This is a genomic window from Candidatus Baltobacteraceae bacterium (assembly GCA_035502855.1).
Taxonomy (GTDB): domain Bacteria; phylum Vulcanimicrobiota; class Vulcanimicrobiia; order Vulcanimicrobiales; family Vulcanimicrobiaceae; genus Aquilonibacter.
In genome coordinates this window covers 213,332-236,604 of record DATJTX010000024.1, presented here as the reverse complement: position 1 = coordinate 236,604, position 23,273 = coordinate 213,332, and the positions used below count along the sequence as shown (strand labels likewise).

The window sequence follows — 23,273 nt, the reverse complement described above, 5'->3', positions numbered from 1 at the left end:
CTGGTGGTCATCGTGGGCCTCGGAACGGCCTTGTGGACGGTGGAGTTCGCGCCGCCGTGGGGACAGCGCGTGATCCGCTTCATGGTCGACGTGCTCGCCGGCATCCCCTCGATCGTCGTGGGGTACTTTCTTTACGTCGCGCTCGTGCAGATCGCCGGCTGGGGGTTTTCGCTCACCGCGGGCGCGCTCGCGCTCACGATCTTCATGCTGCCCTACGTCGTGCGCGCTGCCGACGTCGCGCTCACCAACGTGCCGACCGCGCTCAAAGAAGGCGCGGTGGCGCTGGGCGCGCGTCCGGCAATGGTGATTTCGTCGATCAATTTTCCGTTTGCACTGCCCGGCATCCTCACCGGCGTACTGGTTGCAACCGGCATCGGCCTGGGCGAAACGGCGCCGCTGATCTACACCGCCGGCTGGTCGAACTACATGCCCAACCTCGCGCTCACGCACTCGCCGGTCGGCTACCTGACCTACGTGGTGTGGACCTACATCAGTCAGCCGTTCGAGCAATCGCACCAGCTCGCGTATGCGGCCGCGGCGCTGCTGATGATCTTCGTCTTCCTGACGAATCTGCTCGCCCGCAGCTTCGTCGAATACAAACTCGGCGGCAACCGCCAGCGCTAGACACCCGGTTCTTGCCCGCGGGATGACAGTTGCTCCGTCTCCTCTGTCAGTGCTCCAGTGTGAGCGGGGCGAAGCCGGCCGGCGGTTTATTCTCGCCGGGAATGACGTCGGGACGGATGCCGAGCGAGGCGCACGACATTTTCGGCGGGACACCGATGTCGTCGACGATCGCGGCACTCGCCGGAATCGGTGCTTTCGTTCCGGAGAGCCGTTCGGGATCGAGCGCGCTGAGCAGATCCGAGAGCGCGAGGTTGGTGTCACGCGGACCTTCCGGCATGTACGGCGCTTCGTCCGGAAGCGTGGCGAGGGGCGGCGTTTCGAAAATCTTACTGATCATCTTGGCGAACGAGGTGTGATCGGCCAGATCGTGATCGATCGCGTGATCGCGGGCGAAGGGCGAGATGATGATCGCCGGTACCCGCGGTCCGTCACCGCACGGATGACCGTCGGGGCAGCGCTCGAATTGCGGCGGCGCCGCGTGATCGTAGAACCCTTCGGAATCGTCCCAGGTGATGAGGATCAGTGAGTCCTTCCAGTACTTGCTCTTGGCGATCGCGTTGACGAATTTTGCGACGAACGCCTCGGAAACTTGCGAATCCGAATACCCGGGGTGATCGTCGTCACCCTGAAAATACGTCTGCACGTACGGATTGGGGTCGGCGGGTTTGAAACCGAACGGATCGATGTAGCCGCCCTTGACGAAGATCACGCCGCGATCACCGAGCGTGCCGTTTTCGATCCGGGGGATCAGTTCGCGCACGTCGTGCACGCCGCTCCAGTAGTACGGGTTCTCGCGCAAGTAGCCGAAGTATTGCACCGCGTTGTGGTGCGTGACGTACGCAAAGTTCGTGGTGCGGCCCTTCGGAAACGAATACCCGACTTGATACCAGCCCCACGGCACCGCGTCGTGCCCTTGTTGTATGAGGTCCTTGACATCGTCCTTGATGTCGTCGTTGTCGCGTTTGGCGTGGACGGCTTCCTTACCGGAGAGGGAGAGCATGAGGGTCGCGAAGGTGAGATCGTACTGTCCCGTTCCCGGAACCGGATTCGAACCGTTGCCGTACGGCCCGAAACTCGGCGCGGTGTCGTTCACGACCGGAACGCCGGGCCCGGTGGAATTAGCGGCGACTTGCTCATCGGCATGGCGCGCCCATTGCGTTTGGCCCGTTTGCGCCGCGATCAGGTCGATGTTGCCGGGCGTCGACGGACCGTACATCGCTTGAAAGAAGTGGTCGAACAGGGTGAAGTTGTGGGCGTACATCCACAGATACGGGACCGTATCGCAGTCCTCGAACGCCATCGTCAGCAGCCCGACGCGCTGCGCGTCTTCGCGCGAATAACCCCTGGCCAGGAGTCCGAACTCCTCGGTACTCACGAAGAGATCCATGCGGCCGCCGTCGCTCTTGGTGATGAGCGCGGGGCGTGAATGATCCGCGTCGGCGGTGTCCGGGGTCGTAATGCGAAAGGGGGTGACCCACTGGTTGCCGAGCGGATCGTACTGGCGAAATCCTTGCGTCTGCGCCATCGTCGTCGTGAGATTGTCGGCGCCGGGGAAGGTGCCGAAATACGAATCGAACGAGCGGTTCTCCTGATAGATCACGAAGACGTGCTTGATCTTTTGGCGAACGAGCGCGAGTAGTGCGGGATCGATCTGCGGCGCCGGCGGCGGTTCTTGTGCCGGCACGGGGAGGGTTGGCGCCAACAGCGCGAGCGACGCGCAGCATGCAACGATGAGGCGTTTCATGCGGTCGAGTTCGAGAAGCGCTCCTTCGGTCATGCCGGATATTAACGGACGATGAAGAAGCTGCACGGAGTATTAAGCGGAGGCTCGAGCAATGAATCGCAGCGAATTTCTATATGGAGGAACCGCGCTGGTGGCAACGGCCTCCGTGACGGATCCGTTCGCACCTTCACCTGGCGCCTGGCGTACGTTCCGGCTCGTCACCGACCTTTCGTTTTCTCGCGAAGGCGCGGTGCAGGCATGGGTTCCGATTCCCTCGTTCACGCAGGCGAGTTGGATGAAGCCGCTGCGCAGCGAACAGAGCGGCAATGCCGCCATCGTTCAGGTCGCGAAAGACCCCATCTGGGGCGCGGGATTCGTTCACGCGCAGTGGCCCGCCGGCTTTCCGGAGAACGGCGCCGCGCGCACGCTGCGGGTCACCTCCTACGCCTCGACGCGCGATCTCGCGGTCGATCTGCAGCGTCCGGTCAGGGCCACTGCGCTGGCGGCGGCGCAGCGCGAACGTTACCTCGCGGCAACGACGTTTATTCCAACCGACGGCATCGTGAAAAAGACGGCCGATACGATCACGGCGGGTGCGACGAGCGATCTCGAAAAGGCGCGCCGCATCTACGCCTGGATCATCGAGAACACGTATCGCAAAGCCTCGGTGCGCGGCTGCGGGTTGGGCAACATCGACTTCTTGTTGGAGACCGGTGACTTGGGCGGAAAGTGCGCCGACATCAACGGACTGGCCGTCGGGCTCGCGCGCGCGTCCGGAATTCCGGCTCGCGATCTGTTCGGCGTTCGCGTCGCGCCCTCGCGCTTCGGTTACAAAAGCCTGGGCGCGAATTCTCCCACGATCACCAAGGCGCAGCATTGCCGCGCCGAATTCTATCTGGCCGATTACGGCTGGGTGCCGGTGGATCCGGCCGACGTTCGCAAGGTGATCCTGGAAGAACCGCCCGGAAATCTTGCCGCGAATAATCCCAAGGTCATCGACGCGCGCGAAACGCTATTCGGCGCGTGGGAGGGGAACTACGTGGCCTACAACGACGGACACGACATCGCATTGCCCGGCTCGAGCGGCAAGCCGGTGCCGTTCCTGATGTATCCGCAAGCCGAAGTCGACGGCCAACGTCTCGACAGCCTCGATGCCGCGCATTTCGTCTATGAGATCCACAGTGCGAGTGGGTGACCCGCTGCCGCCGGAGGTGGCGGCGCTGGGGATACCGCTCCCCGCGCTGATCGTGTGGCTGCGACACGTTGGTTGAACGTTCTTCCAAGAACCGCTCGCGCAGTTGCGTGAGTTCGACCAACAGCATCCGGACCGGCGAATTACCGTGCGCTTCGTGACGATCGGCTCGCAGGCGAAGGCGGAAGCGTTTTGCGGCCGGCAAGGCGCGGCCGCGCTGTGCATCGGCGACGAGGACAAGCGCACCTATCGCGCGATGGGTTTGGAAAATTACAATCTGCTCAAACTCTTCAGCGATAAGGCGTTGAAGAAGCGGCGCGCGGAAAACAAGGCGGCGGGTTTCTCGCAAAACTGGGGCGCGACCAAACTCGCCGACGGTGCGCAATTGCCCGGCGCCGCCATCATCGATGCGAGCGGCACGATCCGCTGGCTCCATCGCGGCGCGCATCCCGGCGATCTGCCGCCGATGCGCGAGATGTTGGAGCACGCATGAACCGGCCGGCCGTCGGGTATCTCCTGGCCGCCGTGACGCTTGCGATCCTTGCGCTGACGTGGGGTTCTTTTTTCGCACCGGTCGAGCATACGAGTTTCGGCGTGGCGAAGGTTGCCGACGGCGCGAACGCGCGGGTGACGCGGGTCGTGTCCGGCTCGAGCGCGGATCGCGCGGGGATCCGTCCGGGCGACGTCGTCGACCTGGGCGCGCTCAACTTATCCGACCGCTACCGCTTGCAGGTCGACCGGTCACCGGTGGGGACGCCGCTCACCGTCACGATAATCGGCTCCGGTCAACCTCGCAGCGTTACACTGCACGCGCAGCGCGAGACGATACTTCCGCTCAAAACCGACTGGATCGCGGCAACGCTGGCCGGGGCGACGGTCGCGTTGTTGATCATCGCGCTGATCGTCGCGCGCCGCCCATCGCTTGCAACGGCTGCGCTCGTCCTCTATGGAGCCGGCGCGGGGCAAAGCTTTCCGTTCATCGCCGAGTTTTCGTGGATACCGAATCCGCTGTTCGGAGCCGTGGCGGCATTGCTCAATCTCGTGAATGCGGGACTGCCGATCTGCGCGCTCCTTCCGTTCGTCGTTCGCTTCCCCGAAGCACCGCAGACGCCGGCGGCCCGCATGACGGCTCGCGCCGCCGACACGATCTTCTTTCTTGCCGTCGTCGTCATCGGCATTCAGATGATCTACGAGCCTCTCGTATTCCTTACGTGGGGTGGATTCGACGCATGGTCGCTCTACATCGAACTCGGGCTGGTCTTCGTTTTCGCCGCGATCGGCTATCAACGCAGCAGCGGCGAGCAGCGGCGCCGGATCGCATGGGTGCTCATCGGTTTGCTCGTCGCGGCCATCGGCTATACCGCGTTCGCGGTTCTCGACGTCGCGATTCTCGGGGCGGGCGGGTTTTTGGGAGCGCCGCAACAGCTCGGCACAGTTATCCAAGCCGGCGCCGACGTCTGTTTGCTGCTGCAAGCGGCGCTGCCGGTTGCGCTCGGCTATGCGATCCTGCGCCATCGCGTCTTGGACATCGGGTTTGCACTGAATCGGACGCTGGTCTACGGCGTGATGACCGCGCTGGTCGTCATCGTCGTCAGCCTGGTCGACTGGCTGACGAACCGCATCCTCAGCGAAGAGCGGCTCGCGCTCGCGGTCGAAGCGCTGGTCACGATCGGCTTCGGCGTCGCGCTGAACTGGATTCACAGCCGCACCGAACGCCTGATCGATCGGGTGGTGTTCCGCGCGCGGCACCTCGCCGAAAAACGTATCGAGTATCGCATCGGGGCGCTCGACTTCGCGTCGACCGACGCGTTCGTCGACGATGCGGTGGCCGCCGAAGCGCCGCGCATCCTCGCCCTGCAGTCGGCGGCGGTGTTCCGCCGGGTCGCCGGCGGTGAACCGTTCCGGCGAACGGCCGCTGCTGGATGGTCGGCGCGTGACGCATCCGAGATCGGCGAGGATTCACTGCTGGTGACGACGTTACGATCGCTCGAACGCGCGATCGTCCTCGAGGACGTGGCGATCCAGGACGACCGCTTTCCGCAAGGCAGCACGGCGCCGGCGCTTGCGATCCCGATCATCTCGCAGCACGACCTGATCGGATTCGCGCTCTTCGGGAACCGCCGCGACGGCGCGCTGCCCGATCCCGAAGAAATCGCGCTGCTTGTGCGGCTCTGCCGCGCCGCCGGCGGAAGTTACGCCATGGTCGAGGCGCGGCGGTGGCGCGAGCACGCAGCCGATCTGGAACGCTCGATGGCAGCCATGACGCCCTTGTGAGTAGCGCGGCAACGATTCCGCCGATGCGCGAGATGTTGGATCGGGCCTTGCTGTACGAGCGGTAAGACTGCGTATATAATGATCGGACGATGGGTGTCAGCACGAGGGTGGTGCTGGCGGTCGTACTTGCACTTGCATTGCTCGACGCGCAAGCGAGCGCGCAGCAGGTTATTGCAAACGGCACGACCGTAACGGTCAACGGCGGCTCCGTCAACACGAATGCGAGCGGCTCATCCGGCTTCGCGCTGTGGGCGCTCAACAACGGCGTTATCACGACGACCGGGCCGGTGAGCATAAGCACGACCGGCAGCGGCGCGAACGGTGTCGTCGCCCAGTCCGGCGGAACGATCACGTTGTTCAAGGGCACGACGATCTATCCGAACGCGGCGGGCACGTCGGCGCTTTTCGCAACCGGCGCCGGTTCCATCATTACCGCCAACGGTATCACGACCGCGACGAGCGGGAGCGGATCCAATGCGATCGTCGCCGCGGACGGCGGCACCGTCAATCTCCTGGGTGGTTCAACCGTCTTCATCAACGGAAGCAACAGCTACGGTGTGTACGCAACCGGCGGCGGCTCCATTACCGTCAACGGCGCGTCGATCACGACGAGCGGCAGCGGTTCGACCGCGATCGCTGCCGATAGCGGCGGCACGATCAGCGTGCTCAACGGCACGGCGATCACCGTGAATCAAAATAATGCCTACGGCCTTTTTGCGACCGGCACCGGAACGCAAATTACCTCGCAAGGCACGACGATTCGCATCAACGGGAGCGGCGGGGGCGGTGCGGCTTCCGAATACGGGGCGACGCTCTCGCTGAGCGGCGGCTCGATCACCTCGGGTAATTCGAACGCACCCGGACTGCTTACACTCGGATCAGGCGCGTCACTGAGTGCGAACGGCGTCACGATTACGACGACGGGCACGAATTCGCAAGGCGCTGTGATCGAAGGCGCGACCAGCATGAATCTCGCCGGCAGCACGGTCCTCACGCAAGGCTCCGGTTCGGCCGCGATCTTTGCGCAGGCTTTCGGCGGCGCGGGCACCGGGACGATCACCATCTCAAGCAGTACGCTCACCTCGAATCAAAGCTACGGGATCTATGTCACCGGTACCGGGCTGGATGCAACGCTGACGAATTCATCGTTGAGCGGTGCCAATCTGCTGGGCGTCGTCAATACGGGGACGCTCAATCTCGTCGCCGATCAGTCATCGCACCTTACGGGAGCCGCGCTCACAGAAATCGGCAGCACGTCGAACATGTGGCTGCTCAACGGCTCACTCTGGACGATGAAGGGGGCTTCGAATCTCACCAATCTCACCCTCGATAACGGTACGCTGCAGTTCGGAGCGAATAACGTCAGCCTGCTCGTTGGCAATCCGATCACGCTCAATCCCCAAGGCGGAACGATCGACAGCAACGGCCATAACGGCACCATTCAGTCGCCGTTCACGGGGGGCGGGTCGCTGATAAAAATCGGCAGCGGCACCGTCACGCTGACCGGCGCGAACAGCGACTACACCGGCGCGACGTTCATCCAGGCCGGCACGCTTCAAGCCGGCGCGACCAACGTGCTCAGTCCGAACTCCGAGATGAACATCGGCGCGAACGGCACGCTCAATCTCGGCGGCTTCAGTCAATCCGTTGCTGCTCTCAATAATGCGGGCCTCTTCGATTTCGGCACGGCAACACCGGCCGGCACGATCCTCACGGTGAACGGTAACTACAACGGCTACGGCGGCACGATTCACTTCAACACCATTCTCGGTGACGACAACTCGACCAGCGACGAGATGATCGTCAAAGGCGACACTACCGGAAATACCAACGTACTCGTGACCAATGCCGGCGGCGCCGGGGCAGCCACGTTCGGCGACGGCATCTTGCTGATTGAAGTCGGAGGTCTTTCCGATGGAATCTTCACGTTGCAGGGCCGCGTCGCCGCCGGAGCCTACGAATACAATCTCTTCCAGGGCGGGATCGGTGCCGATGCAGACGACGGCGATTGGTACTTGCGCACGCAAATGAACGCACCGCCGACCGCGCCGCCAACGACCGCTCCGCCGACGGCCGCTCCGCCAACGCCGGTACCGCCCACCGAACCACCGTTCCCAACGCCGACGGTTCCGCCGTCATCAGCGCCGACGGATCCGCCGGAAACGACCCCGCCGCCGGTGCCGACGACTGCCCCCAGCGGCACACCGCCGGCACCGCCGAGCGCGTCGCCCGATCCGTCGATTTCGCCGCTGCCCACTGCCGCGCCGACGTCGACGCCCGAACCCACGCCGGTGCCGACAAAAGTACCGGAAGAGGTGCAAACCCCGCTTCCCGACTATCGCGTCGAAGTGCCGACCGACATGGCCGCGCAGGCGCTTGCGAGCACGTACGGTTTAACCATGCTCGGAACGTATCACGACCGCGCCGGAGGCTACACGCAGTCAGGACGCGGATGGGCGCGTATCTTCGGTATAAACGGATCAACCGACTACAGCGGCAGCGGTATGGGTGGACGGCTCGCAAGTTTCCAGCAATTCGGCCCGTCGTATACGTACTACGGAACCGGCATCGAAGTCGGTGAGGATTTGTATCGACGCACAAGCGACGACGGCGCCGCGGAAGCCGGTGGGCTTTACGTGGGCCTCGGTAATGCCGGCGCGCAAGTGCAAACCGTCTACAGCACGAGCACCGCCGGTACGACGACGCTCAATGGCTATACCCTCGGCCTTTACCTCACGCACCAGACCGTCAAGGGCGCGTATCTCGACGGCGTCGGCCAATTCACTTGGTATCAAAATATTCAGGCGCGCTCGATCCTCGGCCAAGATTTGCACTCCGAGGGCGGTGCGTATGCTTTCTCGCTCGAAGGCGGCGCGACGCCGGTTTCGCTCGGGCACGGCTACTTGCTCGAACCGCAAGCACAATTCATATACCAATATGTCTCGCTCTTGAGTGGCGCGGATGAATTCGGGCTCATCAGCTTCGCCCCGAGTAGCGCGTTGTACGGTCGACTGGGCCTGCGCCTGGCGAGAACCTGGTCCGCAAGCGCGCGCCCGGTTTCCGCGTGGGCGCGCGTCAATGTTTGGGATAGCTTCAACGCCGTTGCGAACACGACATTTGCCGATCTCGACGGCGCGAACGCCGTTACGCTGCCGACCGCGCTCGGCGGAAGCTGGGTGCAGGGCGGCGTCGGCATCAGCGCTCAGATCTCACCGAGCACCAGCATCTTCCTCACCGGAAACTATCAGCACGGTCTTGGCCAAGCGACCAGCCACGGAGTGAGCGGGTATCTCGGCGCGAGATTGAAGTGGTAGAGCGCGATCGGAGTCATCGATGAACGAAGTAGAAGTTGAACACGTCAACTATCAGATGCCGCCGCAGGTGGGGTTTACCGTCGCGCATTTTCTCACGGTAAGCAACGTCGAGCGATCGGTGCGCTTTTACGAAACGGTCTTCGGCGGAAAAGTTACGCGCCGAAGCCTGCTCGGAGACAATGACCCGGCGTACGTTCAAATCGCGAACACCTGGCTCATCTTCAACCCTGGAGGCGGTCCGACGCCCGACAAACCGACCGTGACGCTCACGACACCACGCGATCCCGATGAAGTGAGTAGCTTCATGAACCTTCGCGTGGCCGATATTCAAGCATGCTACGAGCTCTGGCGAAGCAGAGGCGCGACGTTTCTCACCGAGCCGATCGAGAAGTATGGCGAGACCCGTTGCTACATTCGCGACCCCGACGGTTACATTATAGAAGTGGGGCAAAGCAAGCCCGGATTCTTCGATCAGAACTAGGCCGCGCTAGCGCAACCGCGCTCGCTACCCGTACGTGAACCCGGATTTGCTCTGCCCGACCTCGATGATGTAGCCGTCGGGATCGCGGATGTAGCAGCGCGTTTCGCCGTACTTGTCTAGGGGTTCGGTAAGGAACGTCGCTCCTCTACTCTTCCATAACTGGTAGCACGCCTGAATGTCGGCCACACGAATATTCATGAAGCTGCTGAACTCGTTGGGGTTGGGAGGCGTGGTGAGCGTCACGGTCGGTTTGTCCGGTGTCGGACCACCCCCGACGTTGATGATGAGCCACGTGTTTGCGATCTTGATGTAGGGCGGTGCGTCACCGTCGCCCATGCTCACGATCTCGCCACCGAAGACGTTTTTGTAGAATTCGGCGGATCGTTTAAGGTCGGCCACCGTGAGAAAGTGGGCGATCGTAAATCCCTCCTGCGGTGGCATCTGATAGCTCTGCTGCTCGACTTGTACTTCGTCCATTTCATTCTCCATTATGACGCCTGCGCTTTGCCGGCCTCGATCATCATCGTCGCGAGCACCTCGTAGGCGGCCCTCCACGCCGCGCGCGCGTCCGGCCCGAATGCGGATCCCAGGTGCGCTTCGAGGGCCCAGAGCAGCGCGTCGCACACCGTGTCGTAATCGTTCGTTTTGACACCGTAGTCGACGTGACGGCGCCCCAGCACTTGCACGAACGGCGCGATCCCATCGAGGTCGTCGAGGCCTTTCACGGCGATGGCGAGCTTCTCCATAAAACGCGCGCTCTGCACCGCCATGTCGATCTTGAAGAGCGGTGCCAGTGCCGGGTTTAGTTCGAACAAACGCCCGTAGAACATCGCGGCCACGCGATCGGCCATCGGGTCGACCTGCGCGAAACTCGCCTGCACCAGGCTACATTCGTCAGCGGTCAGTTGAGTCCGCATCGCGTTTTCTCACGATGGCCAAGTGCGCACGGGAACGGCTTCGTCCGGTCGTGACCCGTTCCAGCAATCGCTGATAGATCGCGCTTGCCAGTGCACGCCCGGCACCGGCCTGGGCCTGATGAAGCTCTGCTTGCGCCTCCCGGAGCTTCTCTTCGGCAAGCAGCTGGCGATAGATCGCCGAGGAGATCGAACGCCCCGCGGCCGCCTGTACCTGGTGCGCGATCGTGGCCGCTTCGGGGAGTGCGAGCTCGAACAGCCGCGCGCGCTCGCGGCTGGACAGGCGCAGAACGGCGGCGACGCGCTGAACGAACGCCGTGGAAAAGTGCCGGCTGCCGTCACCGGACTCGAATGATGCGTACCACCGCGACGAGACCCCGACCAGCTCGGCGATCTCTTCGCGACGCAGCCCCGGACGGTGGCGGCGAGAGGCCGGCAGCCCGACGTCCTCGGGTCGCAGCCGAGCGCGCGCGGTCACCAGGAGCGCGGAGCGCTCCGAGCGACCGGCGGGATCGCGAAAGTATGCTTTCACCCGGCTCCTTGATGAGGAGCCCCTATCGTACACCTTGCCTGGGGAAAAGGGAACTTCCAGTTCGTCGATTATCGCCGCTTGGGATTCTACGATGGCTGCATGAGTACAATGACGGTCGATTCCGTTCGAATGGAAGCATCGCTCGGTGCGTATATGTTGGGCGCATACCTGAGGATGCTGCGCGAACGGGTTCCCTCCACGGCATGCACACTCGGGGAGCATAAGCGCCTCCCCGTGCGATGCGGCCGGCGCGTGACGCAAGAAGAGATTGCGGAGGTCGTCGGCGTGAGCCGCGGGTGGTATCGCCAGCTCGAGGGGGGCGCGGGGGCGCGTGCCTCGGTCAAACTGCTTGCTCGCCTCTCCGACGCGCTGATGGCGACGCCCGGTGAGCGTGTCACACTCTTCGCCCTTGCCCTACCCGAGATGAGGCGGGGACCGGCACCTTAGGCCGTTGGCGCGTGCTGCCGCGGATCAAAGAGCGTCGACGTCGATCACCGCCTGCGAGAACGCCGCCGGAGCTTCTTGGGGCACGTTGTGTCCGATGCCCGTCAGAATTCGGTGATCGTACTTGCCCGAGAACTTTGCGCGATACGCCGTTCCGCTCGCGTTCGCTCCGTCGAAGTCGCTTGCGATCGTGATGGTGGGCACCGAAATCACCGGGAGCGCGGCGATCTTGCGCTCGAGCGCGTCGTACTTCGATTCGCCCTTGGCAAGGCCGAGACGCCAGCGATAGTCGTGAATCACGATCGCAACGTGATCGGGATTCTTGAATGCCTGGGCGGTGCGCTCGTAAGTGGCTCTATCGAAGTTCCACTTCGGCGACACGGTTTGCCAGATGAGCAGATTGAAATCATCGGTATTTTGCGTGTACCCGAGCACGCCGCGCTCGGTGGAGAAATAATATTGGTACCACCAACCGAGTTCGGCCTTGGGCGGCAGCGGCTGTTGCTGAGCCTGGGGGGTCGTGAGCAGATAGCCGCTCACGGAAACGAGGCCTTTCACGCGCTCGGGCCAGAGCGCGGCGACGATGTCCACCGTGCGCGATCCCCAATCGAACCCGCCGAGGATCGCTTTTTTGATCTCGAGCGCGTCCATGAGATTGAGGACGTCGAGCGCGACGGCCGATTGTTGCGCATTGCGGAACGTTTCGCTCGAGAGAAACCGCGTCGAGCCATACCCGCGCAGATAGGGCACGATCACGCGATACCCGTGAGATGCGAGCAGCGGCGCAACGTCGACGTAGCTGTGGATGTCGTAGGGCCAGCCGTGCAAGAGAACGACGGCCGGACCGTCGGCGGGGCCGGACTCGGCGTAGCCGATGTTCAAGGGCCCGGCATCGATCTGTTTGCGTGAGGGAAACGAGGTGCGGGTTGCGCTCGCCGCGTGCGCAGGTTCCGCCGCGCCGAGTTGCGCGGAAGCCACCGCCATGGCAGCCGCACCCAGGAAGTAGCGTCGATTAAACATGGAAGAACCATAGCAGCAGCGGCAGCGGAAGTCTGCACACTATTTGTGACCAGACACTGCACTGCGGATTGGCTAGCGTGATGAAGATGCCGAACGATCTTGGGTTGTTCATCCTGCGCGTCGTTGCGGGCGGCTACGTTATCAAGTACGGTCTGCCGAAGCTGCGTGATGCCGACGGGGCGTTCGCAAAGGAATTTGAAAGTCTCGGGTTTCGTCCCGCCGGCACGTACGTCACGCGAGCCGGCCTCGTCGAAACAACCGCCGGCGCGCTCGTGGTGCTCGGTGCACTCGGCCCGGTTGGACCGGCGATGCTGCTTGCCGACATGATTATCGCGGCGGTGGCCACTACGATTCGGGCGAAACGCTTTGACCTCGACCAGCGCGAAGAGGAGGCGCTGTTCGCCGCGATCGCCGTACTCCTTGCGCTCGGGGGACCCGGAGCGATCTCCGCCGACTCGTGGCTAGATGTTCGCCTCTTCGACCGCTCATGGCTTCGATATCTATCGGTGTGCGCGGCACTGGCCGGCTCCGCATACGTGCTTTCGCAGCGAGCCTAAGGGGAGCGCATGCCTTTTCTAGGGCAGGCGCATCGTTGCGCGTAAGAATCGGTCGTGCAGCGCGGGCGGCAGCAGCGCCATCAGTGCGCCGAGGCGCGCCGGCGCGCCGATGATGTGATGCGCCTTGGGCTTGCGCGCGGTTAGCGCGTGCACGATCGCCTCCGCGACGAGCGCGGGTGGTAGTCCGGCGCGTTCCTCGGTTTGCGTCGCCTGCACGAGCGATTCGACGGCGGTGCGATAGTACGGCGGAGCGTCCTGCGGCAGGCGGGCGAGCATCGCGTCGCGCTGCGCGCGGCCCTTGCGCCAGATCGGTGTCGCGACCGATCCGGGTTCGATCAGGCAAACGTCGATGCCGGACGGCCGCAGCTCGATCCGCAGCGCGTCGGCGAACGCGCGCAGCGCGAATTTCGAGGCGCTATAGGCCGACATGTACGGTATCGCGACCAGCCCGGCAACCGAACCGACGAACACGATCCGCGACGGCCGTTCGCGCAGGAGCGGGAGAAAGGCTTGCGTGAGCGCGACCGCGCCGAACACGTTGACGTCGAATTGCGCGCGCAGCGCGTCGAGCGGGAGCGATTCGAGCGGTCCGCCGAGCGCGATGCCCGCATTGTTCACCAGACCCGTCAGGGCGACGCCGCCGGCGCGTACCGCGTCGCGTGCCGCTGCGATCGAAGCAGGATCGGTCACGTCGAGCCGGAGCGCGCGTACGTTGCGATGCAGGGCCTGGGCAGCCGCCGCATCAGCCTCGGTGCGCACGCCGGCGTAGGCGATCATTCCGGCGCGCGCGATCGCCGTCACCGCGGCGGCGCCGATGCCGCTCGACGCGCCGCTAACGAGAACCGCGTGCACGTTCGGCGCGCGCGTCGCGATTGAGACGGTGTTGGATGCGCGGGTGACCGAAGACGACGTCGAGCAGTCCCGGGAAGGCGCGCGCGAGGACGATCGGCAGCACGTAGCGCTTGGGAACGATGCGCACGCGCCGCGGGCGGCGCACCGCATCGACGATCGCGTCGGCGACGACGTCGGGGCTGGGCAATCCCTCACCCATCGCCGCGTTCATCGCCGTGCGCACGAAGCCCGGTTCGATCAACGTGACGCGCACGCCGTGCGAGCGCACCTCGCGGCGAACCGAATCGGTCAGGCCGCGCATCCCGAATTTCGACGCGGAGTACACACCCATCACGCCCGCTTCGCCGGCGATCGAGCCGACGTTGACGATCGAACCGCAGCCCTGCGCTTTCATCACCGGCAACGCCGCGTGCATCAAACGCGCGCATCCGACCAGGTTCACGTTGAACACGAGCGCGATTTCCTCATCGGTGCTTTCGCACAGGGAGGGCGCCGACCCGATGCCGGCGAGGTTCACCAGCACGTCGATCCGTCCGAATCTCTGCAGCGAAAGCTCGATCAGCCGGTCGATCTGCGCGCGCTCGGTGACGTCGACGGAAACGGCGAGCGCCTGGACTCCGGCCTCGCGCGCTTCGCGAGCGCGTTCTTCGAGCGGCGCGCGTTCGCTTTCGGGTGCGGCGAGCGTGAGATTCGCGCCGGCGCGCGCGAACGCGCGTGCCGTTGCCGAACCGATGCCGCCCGAGGCACCGACGATGACGACGCTCGCCCCGGTCAGCCGCATGTTACGCGCGGGCGAACGAACGCACCGTCTGCTTGGCGCGATCGAACGCGTTCGCTCCGGTCAGAGCGATGCGAGCGAGCGTGGGCACGACGCGCGGCCGCAGCAAGCGCGGATCGAAGCTCGCCATGTAGGCCGCGTTCTCGTCGAGACAGGCCTGGATGAATTTCTGCAGCGTGAGATCGGCGAAGATGTCGCCCGCCGCGGCCATGCCCTTCTCGGAGGTGTTCGCTGCGCCGGCGCGCCCGAGGGTTTTCTTGAGCGCGCGCAGATAGCCGATCGCGGTTGGAATCACTTGCAGCGGCGGCATCCCGTATCCGCGCACGCAGCGCTCGTAGGTAATCCAGTTGACGAAGAAGACGATGTGACGCGCTTCTTCGTACATCACCCGGGAGAAAAGCGAGGTCAGCGCGTCCGGCAGAAAACGCACCTGCCGCGCGATGCGGAAGATGCCGAAACCGACGAACGAATCGAGACATTCGTTGTAGCCGAAATCGATGAACGCTTGGCGTCCGCCGTAGGGAGCCGCAGGACCGGCCTTTCCGTCGAGCCCGTAGCGCTCGACCAATGTGGCAAGCATGCGGCCATGGCGATCCTCTTCGTAGCCCTGCAGACGAAGCGCTTGAACGATCAGCGCGTCCTTTTGTGACCGCGCGAACGACTCGAGCGTGGCGCCCGCGTTGACCTCGACCTGAAGCGCCATGCTCCAGACCGGAATCGAGCGCAAGATGTCGAGTGACGCCGGGTCGAGCTGCGGCCAGGGCAGGTCGCGGGGCTCATAGGCTTCGTGCGATTCGATGAACGAACGGCAGAAGAGCTCCTTGTGTTCCGGGCTCCCAATTCGCATGGGGCGTCCTTTCGCTTCGCCGCTAAAATGCCATTTCATAATCGACGGTGAAGTGATGCGGATGATTCGGCGTTCCTGTGCGATGGTATTCATCGCCGTACTCTTTCTCGTGCCGTGGCGCGCCGGGGCCGCTGAACATGGGTTCGGTCCTCCCCCACTGGTTCCGGCGGCGGACGTCGGCAAGCTCGTCGAGTCGGTTTCGGTGGAGACCTTCGGCGTGGTCAAGCCCGCGTTCGTCTATCGCTTTCTTGCGCTGCATCGCGGCGAGCGGCTCAGTCAGGACGCCGTCGCTCATGACTACTCCAACCTCGCGCACCTCGGTCCGTATAATGCGCGTCTCGAAGTCCATCCGGGAAGCGCGCAGAATCTGGTGCGGCTTCGCTGGATCGTCATGTCGAAATGGCTCAAGCCGACGGAGCATCCGTTTTACGGTGACGCTCCGCTCTCGGCGCCGATTCAGGGCGTCGGCTGGATATTGACCTCGCCGCAGGTCGATAGGAACGGCGGGAATTTTTCCAGCTACACGCAGCTGAGCCGGCGCGCGAATTTGGCACGGCTGCTCTTCACCCAACCCCTCGAAGTGGATCCGGTGAAGGGCAACGCGTCCTCGCTCGTCGTTGACACGTTCGGCGGCCGCGGTGTCTTTCGCGCCAGTGAACCGCTCGCGATCAACGTCTACAGTTGGAACGCGGGCGAGGAGGCGCTGTATCTGCATCAGAGCACGAACGGCACGCAGTTCGAGGGCGGCATCCGCGTGCTGCACTCGAGCAACGAACTCTCGTCGAATCTCGTCGCGCCGTCGCTCTATCCCACGAATGTTTCGTGGGCGAAGACGACGCAGCTTGCCGTGGGCGTTTCCCACGCGTGTGTGCGCGGACCGAGCTACTGGTATCCGCCGTTTTGCGACGGACAATTCCGGTTCTCGATCTCCGACGGAATCGGCGCGCTGGGAGCGACCGATGAATATCAGGTCTATTCCGCCGACGTTGCGCATTACACCGCGATCGGTTCCTCGACGCTCGCGCTGCACGCAACGATGGCGCGAAGCGGAGGCGTGATTCCGGACAGCTTTCTCACCTGCGCCGTCGTGCGGGCCTATCCCAAGCCGTTCTGCGGCACCGACGCGGAGGGAGGGACGGTCGAATTTCGTATAAACGACACGAAATCGCCGCCGCTCGAGTTCGTCGTCTTCACCGAGGACGCGGCGGGCCGCGTTCGGCAGGCGGTGTCACCCAACATTCTGCCGTACTTTACGTGGCATCCGGATTCGGGCGTCGGCGTGATCTTCTTTCGCTTCATGCGCATCGATCTCGCCTTCGGACAAGCGGGCAGCCGCCTCACCTTCGAACTGAAGGGTGAGACCTATTAGGGAAAGCGGCGAAGCCGCGATGGGATAATGTGCGTGGTAGGGATTGAAAAATTCGAAGCTCTCGATAAGACCGTTCAGAGCGAAGGGCTTCTGCTTGACCATCGCCTGACGGCTGACAGGCAGAAGGCCAAGAAAGACGCGGAAAAGTTATGAGGCAAGTGGCGGTTGTCTTTGCAGCGTCCATATGCGGAGTGGTTTTTACGCTGAGTATTCGTTCGTCGGTCGCAAACGCGCCCTCCACCGCAGCAGCGTCTAACAGTCAACTGGTACCGCCGTGTCCTCACGCCTCCTACGGCGCCGACGGCAATATGGGCCCTCTTTTTTGCGTCATTGACAATCCACTCGCCCTTAGGTACTTTGCCTCTATCGCTCGCCACACGTTCGCGCTAGGGCCGGATGCGTCGCCTGGTGACGTTGCGCAAGCCCTGGCCGCTGACTATAAGCATGGCGGCACCGGTCCAATCATGTGCTCCATCTATCAGCTCGCCGCATGGCGAAATCATTGGCACTTCGGAATCAGTGTTTATAGTGAGGTGTCGCCGTATTGCAAAGAGCCTTCATTCGGTGATGCTCAATAAGTGGACCGGATCAACAAGCGCATCCTGCCCCCGCTTGACGCGGCGAAGCGCAATGTGCCGAAGAAAGACGAGAAAGGCGGACAGCCGTGAAGGTTGGTCGTAACGAGCTGTGCCCGTGTGGAAGCGGAAAGAAGTTCAAGAAGTGCTGCGCCAACCGCTCGCCTATCGTAGAGGCATCGCTTAAGAACGCGATCGGCATGATTATCGGCAGCGAAGGAAATCCCAATATCGTTTTTAACCGCGGCTTTGTCATCAATCAACTGCGACGTGACGCGCCGCGAATAGCTCAGAGCTTCGATCGCCTCTGTGAAGCTGATCTAAATGTTCTCGATGAGTACGTGTCGCGGTCTTCGATGACGATATACGCGGGACGGCAGTGGGCGAAAGAGAGTGGCTATGAGGTTCGCGAAACGTGTGGCTGGCTCTTACAAAACGCACTGCAAACCCTAATATCAGCAATAGACATTCTTCGTGACGGCTTCATTCTGCAGCCGGGCGTGCTCATCCGAAATCTAGTTGAGACTCTTATCGCCGTGGTTTGTATCTTTGTTGATAAAGACGATTGGATTGCGTTCAGACATGATAGGCTAAGGCCCGAGTCGAGACTCGCCGCGGCAAATCGAATGTTCCCGTTGTTCGCTGAACTCTATGGCGTCTTAAGTGCGAATTTTGTTCACATCCGCCGGACCTACTCACATCTCCACCCTATCATGGAATATGAGTCGCGTGACTACATTCCGCTTGCGACGAACATCAATATCTTTCGAATCTCGCTCTGGTTAATCTGCGTCATTACGGAGCTAGTGTTTTTCGACGTATCGGAAAAGCTCTACTGGGTTTCTCTCGGTTCGGGCAAATACAAGTACGAAATCAACGAGCGCGGTGAAAAGGCTCAGTCGGAGCTGTTTGGCGATGCCCTTCAAGAGGTTGACGGTGAACATGCGGAAGCCGAGACGTCACAAGATAGTGGCGGATGGTAAGGCTCGGCTTAAGATGCGGCTGCACCTGTTTTGCAACCGCTGCCTCACGGCAAAGGAAAAACCGCGAACAAAGCGGGGCTTAAATGGTGTGCGTGGTAGGGATTGAACCTACGACCCCTACCGTGTCAGGGTAGTGCTCTCCCACTGAGCTACACGCACATGTTTTCGTCCGTCACTTCGCGGGGCGCCGTCGGGGGTTATTCGCGGGCGGGCGGGACCCCTGCGAGGGCTATGGACGACGGCCGGTCGAAACGCCCGTCATGGACCAAGTCACGATCGTCGAAGAAGTGATGCGCCTGCCCTCCCCGGCGCCGGCGCCGCAAGCGCTGGCCTGCGCCGGCCAAAATCTCTGGATGGGCTCGTGGGAAACGCAGCGGATCTACGGCATCGACCGCGCGCACTTCACCGTTTTCGAAGAGAAGCCGGCGCCGGGCAAACCGGTCGGTATGGTCGCAATCGGCGAAGAGCTGCGCTGCATCCTCAGCGAGGGCGGCGAGGGCGATCACCGTTTCATCCGGCGTTACGTTCCCGGCCACGGCTTCAAAGAACACGACAAGATCGCGTGCCCCGAAGACACGGGCTCGTTTTTGGCATACGACGGCGAGTCGCTCTGGCTGAGTCAGCGCTACAATCGCCGCGTGCTGCAGCTCGATTCAAACATGAGCATCCGGCGCGAGATTCGCGCCGACGCGCAGATCCTCGGCATCACCTTCGTCGACGGAACGCTCTATCTCTCGCTTTGGTACGGAAAAGACGGCGGGCCGAAGCTCGGCCGCGTGGTCGAAGATCGAGTCGAAGTGGCGGCCGCGCTGCGCTTTGCCGCGATCTCGCTCGCGCACGACGGCCAGCGCTTTTGGTGCAACGATCCGAAGACGACGTCGATCGTCGCCTTCACGCTCTAGCCGGAGATTTGCGTGCAGCCCATCGATCGCCGCACGTTCATCGCTGCCACTTCGGCAGCGGCGGCCGGCGCGTTGGCTGGAAGCGAGGCGGAAGCGAGCGGCGCGAGCGGCCCGGTCTATCTCTCGACGTGGAAATGGGGCGTTGCCGCGAACGCGCGGGCGGCGCAGGTTTTCGGCGCGGGTGGATCGCTGCTCGATGCGATCGAGAAAGGCATCAACGTCGTCGAAGACGATCCGAACGTGATGACCGTCGGCTACGGCGGCTTGCCGAACGCGCAAGGCGAGGTCGAGCTGGATGCGGGGATCATGAGCGGCACGAGCCACCGCGCCGGTTCGGTGTGCAGCCTGCACAAGATCAAGAATCCGATTTCGGTCGCGCGCTTGGTCATGGAGAAGACGCGCCACACGACGATGGCGGGTGAGGGCGCGCTGCAATTCGCGATTGCGAACGGGTTCGAACCGCAACAACTGCTCACGCCCCAGAGTCTCGAGGCGTGGCTCAAGTGGAAGAGCACGCCCGATCGCAAGACGTTCTGGATCGATGCCGAGCATCACGATACGATCGGCATGGTCGCCTGCGACGGCAAAGGCGGAGTCGCGGCGGGCTGTTCGACCAGCGGGCTTGCATGGAAAATTCCCGGCCGCGTTGCCGACTCGCCGCTGGTCGGTTGCGGATACTACGCCGACGACGCGGCCGGCGCGGCCTCCGCCACCGGCGATGGCGACGTGATGACAAACTATTGCACCTCGATGTTCGTCGTGGAGCGCATGCGTACCGGCGCGCATCCGCAAGAGGCGTGCAACGAACTGATGCGCTTCATGGCCAAAACGGCGCCGAATCTCAAGACCGACATGTACTGCGCGATCGCGCTCAACCCGCGCGGCGAGGTCGGAGCGGCGTCGATGAATAGCGAGCAACCGTTGCACTACGCGCTTTGGCGCGGCGGAAGCGGGACGCTCAACACCGCCGCGGCGTTTCTCGGTTAGATAAAGCTCTGCTGCGGACCCCGTTCGAAGTCGTCGATCGCGTCGCGCCACGCGGCCGGAATTTCGATCGAGTGCTGCCCGATGAAATCATAGGCAACGACGGTCGTAATGCCGTGCGCGGCGCGCGCGTCGTAGGTTTCGCTCCAGATTTCGTAGCCGAAATCGAACGACTTCGTACCCATGCGCGAGATACGAACGCCCACCGCGATCGCCTCCCGGTAACGCAGCTGCCGTTCGTATGTGAAGTTGATGTTGGCCTGGATGATCCCACGCTCGCCGGTGATCGGCGTGTTCATGACACGTGCATAGTATTCGGTGCGTACCATTTCACACCATCGGATGTACGCGACGTTGTTCACGTGTTGAAGCATGTCGATGTCCGAGAATGGGATCGTAAAACGTGTGACGAGCGGAAAGCCTTCGAGCATGGCCTCGGCGTTTCGACCGGGGCGGCTGGACAACATGCCCCGGATAGGATAAACTCCTGGCTTGTCCAATCTCAGCGAGCCGGTCGGTGACCGGCCCGGTTCGGGCGCGTAGCTCAGTGGGAGAGCATCCGCTTCACACGCGGGGGGTCGTAGGTTCGAGCCCTACCGTGCCCATTTTCGCAACTCGTCCGATGCGTCCGCGTGGCGCTGTAGCTCAGTTGGTTTAGAGCGCCGCCCTGTCACGGCGGAGGTCGTGGGTTCGAGCCCCATCAGCGTCGCCAGTTTGGAGAAGCCCCGGTGCCTGCGCGCTGGGGCTTTCTTTATCAGCCGTTTTGGATCCAGGCGTAGTGCCCGTTTGAGCCGGAGAGCGTGGCGCTGATACCGGAGTTCTTTCTCGAGACGCTGCGGTTAAGTATCACCGGGTGCCATTGCCCATGCGGAGGACCCCCACCCCAGGCGCAGAACCTACGGCGGTCGCCCGGGGCGTCCGACGCGAAGCGTCGGTCCAGATGTGCCAAGGTAGCTCAGTCGGTAGAGCACGCGCCTGAAAAGTGCGGTGTCGTGAGTTCGATTCTCACCCTTGGCACCATAGAATTTGAAAGGCGTCCGGTGCTGCCGATAACTTGGTGCATGAGAGCTTTCTCCCGGGCGGCGGCCGCTTTACTGGCCGCACTCTTCTCCGTGTGCCTCGCGGCGGGAGCCGCGACCCTCAAGGTCGGATCGGACGTGTCCTATGCCCCGCTCGAGTTTTACGGGCCGGGACACCGCATGCAGGGTTTCGACATCGACCTCGCACAGGCGCTCGGCAAGCGCTTGGGCGAGCCGGTCGCGATCACGAATCACACTTTCGACGATCTGTTGCGCTCCGTACAAGACGGGCGATTCGATGTCGGAATTTCCGCGATCTCGGACACCCGAGCGCGTGAGCGCCAAGTCGATTTCGTCGACTATTTGCTCGCCGGCAGCGGCATGTTGGTGCGTGCCGGCAATCCGCTGCACATTTTCGATTTGGGTGGTTTGTGCGGATTGCGCGTCGACGTGCAGCGCGGCACGTCACAGGAGACCGAACTGCTCGAGCAGTCGAAGCGTTGTCGCGAGGTTCATCTCGCGCCGATCAAGTTGATCACCTTTGCCACCGACGATCAGGCCTTTCAAGCCTTCGCGGCCGGAAAATCCGACGTGCACGTGACCGACTTCCCGGTTGTGGCGTATCTCGCAGAGTCGAACGACCATCTCTATACGATCGCGGGACGGCAGTTCGACCTGGTGCCGTACGGCATCGCGGTTCCCAAGAACAATCCCGCGCTCCGGGCGCGCGTCATCGCGGCGCTGCACGGCGTGATCGCCGACGGCACCTACGACGCGCTCTTGAAGAAGTGGGGACTGGAACAGGGGGCGCTCCGCAGCGCGCCCACCGATGCTGGGACGTTGTTCAGTAAATAACTAACTAAGGTTTTTCTTCAGGAAGCCGATGGCGCGTCCCCACGCGAGCTCGGCCAAGTCTTTCTTGTAATGTCCGAGCCCCGCGTGACCCGGCTGATTTGGATTATGGAACGCGTGCTCCGCATCGTAGCGATGAAATTCATGCGGTACATGCGCCTCTTTGAAACGCGCTTCGATGCGGTTGACGCCTTCGATCGTAAAGAATGCGTCGTTCTCCGCCCAATGACCCTGCACCGGAATCTTGATCGTGCCGACGTCGCCCGCCTCCGGCGGCGGATAGCCGTAGAATGTGACGGCCGCCGAGAATTCGGGATCGTACATCGCGGCGAGCAGCGCGAGCGCGCCACCCATGCAGAACCCGATGACGCCGACCTTCGCCGAACCGGTCGATTTCAAATACTGCGCGGCGCCGCGCGCGTCTTGCGTCGCGGCATCGCCGAAGTCGAGTCCTTGCATCAGGTGATTGGCCTCGTCGCCGACGGCGGCGACGCGACCGCGATAGAGATCCGGGATCAGCACGCGGAACCCGGCTGCGGCGAGTTCATCCGCGGTATGCTTGATGTGATCCGTAACGCCCCACCATTCTTCGAGCATCACCACGCCGGGTGCGTTCGGAGCGCTCGCGGTGTAGTAGCCCGGCGCTTTCTTGCCGTCGGGACGGGTGAATTCGATCATCTCACCCAACGGTGACTCCCTCCTCGGCGTCTTGCCGGTCGAGGTTCTCGATGCGCTCCGCGAGGAGCCACTCGTTGGCGCGTTTGACGTTTTGCGGAGGAACCCGTCCCCGTAGCCAGGCGAGCAGTTCTTCGTCGGTCTTGTATTTGGTGAGGGCCGCGTCGAATTGCTCGGGCGTGATACCCCAACGTTCCATTACGCCCTTATCCATCGGGCAGGGATAGATGTAATCGAAAATCGTGCCGGCGGCGGCGGCACGCCCCTTGTCGGAGACTCGCTTGAGCCACAACACACCGTCGATTGCATCGCGGCCGCGCCGTGGGAAGGTCTTGCCGTCTCGAAAATCAGTAGCCATATTC

Annotated in this window: 24 protein-coding genes and 4 tRNA genes; 16 read left to right on the top strand and 12 right to left on the bottom strand. The window is 62.9% G+C overall.

Features of this window, described 5'->3' with window-relative positions:
- Positions 1-624, top strand: a 624-nt coding sequence (locus VMF11_10200; GenBank protein HTU70674.1) for an ABC transporter permease subunit, incomplete at its 5' end; no start/stop codon positions are given.
- 46 nt (positions 625-670) lie between these two features.
- On the opposite strand, the gene VMF11_10195 is transcribed toward VMF11_10200, so the two are convergent.
- A complete protein-coding gene (locus tag VMF11_10195) occupies positions 671-2,368 on the bottom strand; it encodes an alkaline phosphatase family protein (protein HTU70673.1) in 1,698 nt (565 codons plus the stop codon).
- Between the two features lie 130 nt (positions 2,369-2,498).
- On the opposite strand from VMF11_10195, the gene VMF11_10190 reads away from it, so the two are divergent.
- The 5 genes from VMF11_10190 (at position 2,499) to VMF11_10170 (ending at position 9,608) form a co-directional block, all read left to right on the top strand.
- A complete protein-coding gene (locus VMF11_10190; GenBank protein HTU70672.1) occupies positions 2,499-3,542 on the top strand; it encodes a transglutaminase-like domain-containing protein in 1,044 nt (347 codons plus the stop codon).
- 103 nt (positions 3,543-3,645) lie between these two features.
- Positions 3,646-4,032 carry a peroxiredoxin-like family protein gene (locus tag VMF11_10185; GenBank protein ID HTU70671.1) on the top strand — a complete coding sequence of 129 codons (387 nt, stop codon included), beginning with the start codon at positions 3,646-3,648 and terminating at the stop codon, positions 4,030-4,032.
- The gene (locus VMF11_10180; GenBank protein HTU70670.1) at positions 4,029-5,813 is read left to right on the top strand and encodes a GAF domain-containing protein; all 1,785 of its coding nucleotides are present in this window, start codon (positions 4,029-4,031) and stop codon (positions 5,811-5,813) included. The genes VMF11_10185 and VMF11_10180 overlap by 4 nt, the downstream gene beginning before the upstream one ends.
- Before the next feature lie 89 nt (positions 5,814-5,902).
- Positions 5,903-9,127 carry an autotransporter outer membrane beta-barrel domain-containing protein gene (locus tag VMF11_10175; GenBank protein ID HTU70669.1) on the top strand — a complete coding sequence of 1,075 codons (3,225 nt, stop codon included), beginning with the start codon at positions 5,903-5,905 and terminating at the stop codon, positions 9,125-9,127.
- 19 nt (positions 9,128-9,146) lie between these two features.
- Positions 9,147-9,608: a VOC family protein gene (locus VMF11_10170; protein ID HTU70668.1), complete on the top strand. Its 462-nt coding sequence runs from the start codon at positions 9,147-9,149 to the stop codon at positions 9,606-9,608.
- Positions 9,609-9,632: 24 nt separating this feature from the next.
- Here the strand turns inward: VMF11_10170 and VMF11_10165 are convergent, their stop codons facing one another.
- The 3 genes from VMF11_10165 to VMF11_10155 are packed head-to-tail and all read right to left on the bottom strand — an operon-like array spanning position 9,633 to position 11,000.
- On the bottom strand, positions 9,633-10,085 hold the full coding sequence (locus VMF11_10165) for a VOC family protein (GenBank protein ID HTU70667.1): 453 nt from the start codon (positions 10,083-10,085) through the stop codon (positions 9,633-9,635).
- An 11-nt stretch (positions 10,086-10,096) separates the two neighbouring features.
- Complete coding sequence (locus VMF11_10160; GenBank protein ID HTU70666.1) at positions 10,097-10,525, bottom strand: globin family protein; 429 nt, start codon at positions 10,523-10,525, stop codon at positions 10,097-10,099.
- Positions 10,503-11,000, bottom strand: a complete 498-nt coding sequence (locus tag VMF11_10155; GenBank protein ID HTU70665.1) for a helix-turn-helix transcriptional regulator — start codon at positions 10,998-11,000, stop codon at positions 10,503-10,505. The genes VMF11_10160 and VMF11_10155 overlap by 23 nt, the downstream gene beginning before the upstream one ends.
- Positions 11,001-11,153: 153 nt before the next feature.
- Here VMF11_10155 and VMF11_10150 point away from each other — a divergent pair, with 153 nt between their 5' ends.
- Positions 11,154-11,501 (top strand): helix-turn-helix transcriptional regulator, encoded by a 348-nt coding sequence (locus VMF11_10150; GenBank protein ID HTU70664.1) that lies wholly within the window; start codon positions 11,154-11,156, stop codon positions 11,499-11,501.
- Positions 11,502-11,525: 24 nt separating this feature from the next.
- Here VMF11_10150 and VMF11_10145 read toward each other — a convergent pair whose 3' ends face one another.
- Positions 11,526-12,518 carry an alpha/beta hydrolase gene (locus VMF11_10145; protein ID HTU70663.1) on the bottom strand — a complete coding sequence of 331 codons (993 nt, stop codon included), beginning with the start codon at positions 12,516-12,518 and terminating at the stop codon, positions 11,526-11,528.
- Positions 12,519-12,598: 80 nt separating this feature from the next.
- Here VMF11_10145 and VMF11_10140 point away from each other — a divergent pair, with 80 nt between their 5' ends.
- Entirely contained in the window at positions 12,599-13,075 is a 477-nt protein-coding gene (locus VMF11_10140; GenBank protein ID HTU70662.1) for a DoxX family membrane protein, read from the top strand.
- An 18-nt stretch (positions 13,076-13,093) separates the two neighbouring features.
- On the opposite strand, the gene VMF11_10135 is transcribed toward VMF11_10140, so the two are convergent.
- From VMF11_10135 to VMF11_10125, 3 genes are read right to left on the bottom strand one after another with little or no spacing between them, the layout of a single operon-like run.
- The gene (locus tag VMF11_10135; GenBank protein ID HTU70661.1) at positions 13,094-13,927 is read right to left on the bottom strand and encodes an SDR family oxidoreductase; all 834 of its coding nucleotides are present in this window, start codon (positions 13,925-13,927) and stop codon (positions 13,094-13,096) included.
- Positions 13,908-14,708 carry an SDR family oxidoreductase gene (locus VMF11_10130; protein HTU70660.1) on the bottom strand — a complete coding sequence of 267 codons (801 nt, stop codon included), beginning with the start codon at positions 14,706-14,708 and terminating at the stop codon, positions 13,908-13,910. The genes VMF11_10135 and VMF11_10130 overlap by 20 nt, the downstream gene beginning before the upstream one ends.
- Before the next feature lies 1 nt (position 14,709).
- Positions 14,710-15,552 (bottom strand): hypothetical protein, encoded by an 843-nt coding sequence (locus VMF11_10125; GenBank protein ID HTU70659.1) that lies wholly within the window; start codon positions 15,550-15,552, stop codon positions 14,710-14,712.
- Positions 15,553-15,613: 61 nt separating this feature from the next.
- Here VMF11_10125 and VMF11_10120 point away from each other — a divergent pair, with 61 nt between their 5' ends.
- Entirely contained in the window at positions 15,614-16,921 is a 1,308-nt protein-coding gene (locus tag VMF11_10120) for a hypothetical protein (GenBank protein ID HTU70658.1), read from the top strand.
- A 664-nt stretch (positions 16,922-17,585) separates the two neighbouring features.
- Complete coding sequence (locus VMF11_10115) at positions 17,586-18,479, top strand: SEC-C metal-binding domain-containing protein (GenBank protein HTU70657.1); 894 nt, start codon at positions 17,586-17,588, stop codon at positions 18,477-18,479.
- A gap of 84 nt (positions 18,480-18,563) precedes the next feature.
- On the opposite strand, the gene VMF11_10110 is transcribed toward VMF11_10115, so the two are convergent.
- Positions 18,564-18,638: transfer RNA gene (locus VMF11_10110), tRNA-Val, on the bottom strand.
- Positions 18,639-18,739: 101 nt separating this feature from the next.
- On the opposite strand from VMF11_10110, the gene VMF11_10105 reads away from it, so the two are divergent.
- Both VMF11_10105 and VMF11_10100 read left to right on the top strand, forming a co-directional pair.
- Positions 18,740-19,381, top strand: a complete 642-nt coding sequence (locus VMF11_10105) for a hypothetical protein (GenBank protein HTU70656.1) — start codon at positions 18,740-18,742, stop codon at positions 19,379-19,381.
- Between the two features lie 12 nt (positions 19,382-19,393).
- Entirely contained in the window at positions 19,394-20,368 is a 975-nt protein-coding gene (locus VMF11_10100) for a N(4)-(beta-N-acetylglucosaminyl)-L-asparaginase (protein HTU70655.1), read from the top strand.
- Here the strand turns inward: VMF11_10100 and VMF11_10095 are convergent.
- Positions 20,365-20,796, bottom strand: a complete 432-nt coding sequence (locus tag VMF11_10095) for a thioesterase family protein (GenBank protein ID HTU70654.1) — start codon at positions 20,794-20,796, stop codon at positions 20,365-20,367. The two genes, VMF11_10100 and VMF11_10095, sit on opposite strands and share 4 nt — an antisense overlap.
- A 102-nt stretch (positions 20,797-20,898) precedes the next feature.
- On the opposite strand from VMF11_10095, the gene VMF11_10090 reads away from it, so the two are divergent.
- From VMF11_10090 to VMF11_10075, 4 genes are all read left to right on the top strand, one after another.
- Positions 20,899-20,970 (top strand) — tRNA-Val (locus VMF11_10090).
- A gap of 29 nt (positions 20,971-20,999) precedes the next feature.
- Positions 21,000-21,077: transfer RNA gene (locus VMF11_10085), tRNA-Asp, on the top strand.
- A gap of 232 nt (positions 21,078-21,309) precedes the next feature.
- Positions 21,310-21,385, top strand: a tRNA-Phe gene (locus tag VMF11_10080).
- Between the two features lie 41 nt (positions 21,386-21,426).
- Positions 21,427-22,239: an ABC transporter substrate-binding protein gene (locus VMF11_10075; GenBank protein HTU70653.1), complete on the top strand. Its 813-nt coding sequence runs from the start codon at positions 21,427-21,429 to the stop codon at positions 22,237-22,239.
- On the opposite strand, the gene VMF11_10070 is transcribed toward VMF11_10075, so the two are convergent.
- Positions 22,240-22,914 carry a dienelactone hydrolase family protein gene (locus tag VMF11_10070; GenBank protein ID HTU70652.1) on the bottom strand — a complete coding sequence of 225 codons (675 nt, stop codon included), beginning with the start codon at positions 22,912-22,914 and terminating at the stop codon, positions 22,240-22,242.
- Between the two features lies 1 nt (position 22,915).
- Positions 22,916-23,269 (bottom strand): DUF5069 domain-containing protein, encoded by a 354-nt coding sequence (locus VMF11_10065; protein HTU70651.1) that lies wholly within the window; start codon positions 23,267-23,269, stop codon positions 22,916-22,918.
- Positions 23,270-23,273: the final 4 nt, after the last annotated feature.

Excerpts from the sequence above, each read along its gene's own strand:
- VMF11_10130 (HTU70660.1), bottom strand. The coding sequence starts at position 14,708 with ATGCGGCTGACCGGGGCGAGCGTCGTCATCGTCGGTGCCTCGGGCGGC.
- VMF11_10125 (HTU70659.1), bottom strand. The coding sequence starts at position 15,552 with ATGCGAATTGGGAGCCCGGAACACAAGGAGCTCTTCTGCCGTTCGTTC.
- VMF11_10095 (HTU70654.1), bottom strand. The coding sequence starts at position 20,796 with ATGCTCGAAGGCTTTCCGCTCGTCACACGTTTTACGATCCCATTCTCG.
- VMF11_10105 (HTU70656.1), top strand. The coding sequence starts at position 18,740 with ATGGACCAAGTCACGATCGTCGAAGAAGTGATGCGCCTGCCCTCCCCG.
- VMF11_10170 (HTU70668.1), top strand. The coding sequence starts at position 9,147 with ATGAACGAAGTAGAAGTTGAACACGTCAACTATCAGATGCCGCCGCAG.
- VMF11_10160 (HTU70666.1), bottom strand. The coding sequence starts at position 10,525 with ATGCGGACTCAACTGACCGCTGACGAATGTAGCCTGGTGCAGGCGAGT.
- VMF11_10120 (HTU70658.1), top strand. The coding sequence starts at position 15,614 with ATGATTCGGCGTTCCTGTGCGATGGTATTCATCGCCGTACTCTTTCTC.
- VMF11_10075 (HTU70653.1), top strand. The coding sequence starts at position 21,427 with ATGAGAGCTTTCTCCCGGGCGGCGGCCGCTTTACTGGCCGCACTCTTC.
- VMF11_10195 (HTU70673.1), bottom strand. The coding sequence starts at position 2,368 with ATGAAACGCCTCATCGTTGCATGCTGCGCGTCGCTCGCGCTGTTGGCG.
- VMF11_10145 (HTU70663.1), bottom strand. The coding sequence starts at position 12,518 with ATGTTTAATCGACGCTACTTCCTGGGTGCGGCTGCCATGGCGGTGGCT.
- VMF11_10165 (HTU70667.1), bottom strand. The coding sequence starts at position 10,085 with ATGGACGAAGTACAAGTCGAGCAGCAGAGCTATCAGATGCCACCGCAG.
- VMF11_10180 (HTU70670.1), top strand. The coding sequence starts at position 4,029 with ATGAACCGGCCGGCCGTCGGGTATCTCCTGGCCGCCGTGACGCTTGCG.
- VMF11_10150 (HTU70664.1), top strand. The coding sequence starts at position 11,154 with ATGAGTACAATGACGGTCGATTCCGTTCGAATGGAAGCATCGCTCGGT.
- VMF11_10070 (HTU70652.1), bottom strand. The coding sequence starts at position 22,914 with ATGATCGAATTCACCCGTCCCGACGGCAAGAAAGCGCCGGGCTACTAC.
- VMF11_10065 (HTU70651.1), bottom strand. The coding sequence starts at position 23,269 with ATGGCTACTGATTTTCGAGACGGCAAGACCTTCCCACGGCGCGGCCGC.
- VMF11_10175 (HTU70669.1), top strand. The coding sequence starts at position 5,903 with ATGGGTGTCAGCACGAGGGTGGTGCTGGCGGTCGTACTTGCACTTGCA.
- VMF11_10140 (HTU70662.1), top strand. The coding sequence starts at position 12,599 with ATGAAGATGCCGAACGATCTTGGGTTGTTCATCCTGCGCGTCGTTGCG.